Below are 1,925 nucleotides of genomic sequence, written 5' to 3'. Positions count from 1 at the left end.
TCACCCTGGACCGAGACAGAGATCTCGATCAGGGCGAACGTCACGCGGCAGTGGCGGATGGCGTTGGACACCAGTTCGTCAGCGGACAGGGTCACGTCGTCGGCGAGAGTGCCGCTGATCCCCCAGTCCGCGAGGGTCTTCCGTATGCGGGTCCGTACACCCGGGAGGCTGCGCTTGTGTTTGGAGACACGGAAGGTGTCCCGGCGTTGGTCCGCCACAGCGGTGGTGGGCATGTGCGTACCCCCTGACCCATCGTCACGTCCGCACCGTCCGTAGCGGCGCGCTCACTTGAGGCTATGCGGCAAGTACTCACTACCGCAAGTCTCACTACCGCATACATGCGGTCTCAGGTCCGCTCTATCGTGCGGGCTGGCCCTACAGTGGAGCCCGGCAGCACGCTGGGCAGGCGGAGGAGAGGGCGGGATCTATGCCAGCAGGGGGACGGCCCACGGTGCGCAGTAGGCGACTCGGCGCAGCACTCAAGAGATACCGACACGCCGCGAAGCTCGACCAGCCGCAAGCCGCTGAAGTGATCTCGGCGTCTCAAACCAGGGTCAGCCGCATTGAAAGCGGGCATGTCACGGCTCGCCCCCTTGAGATTCGCGAAATGCTCAAGGCGTACGGCGTGCACGATCCGGCCATCCGCAAGAAACTTGAGGACTTGGCCAAGAACGCGAATCGGCGCGGCTGGTGGCTGGAGCATGCCGCACACCTCCGAGCGGACTACCTGGACCACATCTGCCTCGAGGACGACGCCACATTCATCCGCGAGTGGCAACCAGCACTGATTCCGGGGCTTCTGCAAATCCCCGCCTACGCCGAAGCGGTCATCAGAAGTGCGCCCGCCTTCATCGACCCCGACAAGGTTCCGAAACTGGTCAAGGTGAGGGAGGATCGCCAGGCCAAGATCCAGGAGAGGGAGGGAGCCGCCGAATACACGGCGATCATCTGGGAACCGGTCATCATCCACCCTGTCGTGGAGATCGGCATCTTTCAGGAGCAGTTGGCTCACATCCTCGAAGTGAGCAAGCGGCAGAACGTGACGCTTCAGGTGCTGCCCATCTCGGCAGGCGTAAAAGCTACGATGCCGTCCGCCTTTTCGTGCTTCTCTTTCGACTCGGAACCCGTCGTGGAAGCGGTGACGCTGGACAACTTGCGCGGGTCATCCATCCTCGAAGCGACCGAGGACCTTACGGCTTACTCCCTCGCCTTTGACCAGCTACGATCGGCAGCTCTGGCACCGGAAGCGAGCCGACGGCTCATCCGGGGCATACTGCGGAGCAGCAAGGAAGACGCGAAGTGACCCCTGAAGGTATAGGACCGTACCGGAAGTCGTCATACTCCGGCGCAGAGAACAACTGTGTAGAGGTCGCGGGCACAGCCGACTGCGGCCGTGCCGTACGGGACAGCAAAGACATGCACGGCCCTCACCTGACGTTCACGCGGGGAGCATGGCAAGCGTTCCTCCTGGGCGTCAGACAGGGAGAGTTCGACCGCTAGTCCCGTACTTCGCGGGTCGTTGATTCGTATGGTGTGACCGGTCCGGGGGTGTCCTTGGCCGGTGGTGTGGCGTTGGGTTGGGTGTGTCGATGACTTCCCGGTCCCCGCGGCCACGGTCTGTCCGTCAGCGCCTTGATGTGGTGGTGACGTCCGTGGTGGAGAAGCGTCTGGGCGCTCTGCCTGTCGCTGCCGAGTTTCTGCGCCGGCTGGATGTTGCCGGGATCGTCGACGAGCTGTGTCCGGGCGGTGCGAGCGCGCATCTGACCCACGGGCAGGTGATCGAGGCGCTGGTGGCCAACCGGCTGACCTCGCCCGCACCGCTGGTGCGGGTCGGCGACTGGGCCCGCACCTGGGCGGTGGAGGAGGTCTTCGGCCTTGAGCCGGACCTGCTCAACGACGACCGTCTGGCCCGGGCCCTGGACGCG

At 64.5% G+C, this 1,925-nt stretch carries 4 protein-coding genes; 3 read left to right on the top strand and 1 reads right to left on the bottom strand.

The features are described 5' to 3' along the window. A partial coding sequence (locus tag BBH68_RS17805) for an ATP-binding protein (protein WP_141713017.1) occupies positions 1-233 on the bottom strand: 233 nt, incomplete at its 3' end. Positions 234-427: 194 nt separating this feature from the next. Here BBH68_RS17805 and BBH68_RS17800 point away from each other — a divergent pair. The 3 genes from BBH68_RS17800 to BBH68_RS17795 all read left to right on the top strand — a co-directional run. Then, positions 428-1,303 (top strand): helix-turn-helix domain-containing protein, encoded by an 876-nt coding sequence (locus tag BBH68_RS17800; protein WP_065963587.1) that lies wholly within the window; start codon positions 428-430, stop codon positions 1,301-1,303. Beyond that, positions 1,300-1,500: a DUF397 domain-containing protein gene (locus tag BBH68_RS39460; RefSeq protein WP_076970818.1), complete on the top strand. Its 201-nt coding sequence runs from the start codon at positions 1,300-1,302 to the stop codon at positions 1,498-1,500. Before BBH68_RS17800 ends, BBH68_RS39460 begins: the two co-directional genes overlap by 4 nt. 152 nt (positions 1,501-1,652) lie before the next feature. Continuing rightward, positions 1,653-1,925, top strand: a 273-nt coding sequence (locus BBH68_RS17795; RefSeq protein WP_245738096.1) for a DUF4277 domain-containing protein, incomplete at its 3' end; no start/stop codon positions are given.

It is taken from the genome of Streptomyces sparsogenes (genome assembly GCF_001704635.1).
GTDB classification, from domain to species: domain Bacteria; phylum Actinomycetota; class Actinomycetes; order Streptomycetales; family Streptomycetaceae; genus Streptomyces; species Streptomyces sparsogenes.
The sequence above is the reverse complement of the archived record's forward strand: the minus strand, read 5'-3'. Positions and strand labels throughout refer to the sequence as shown.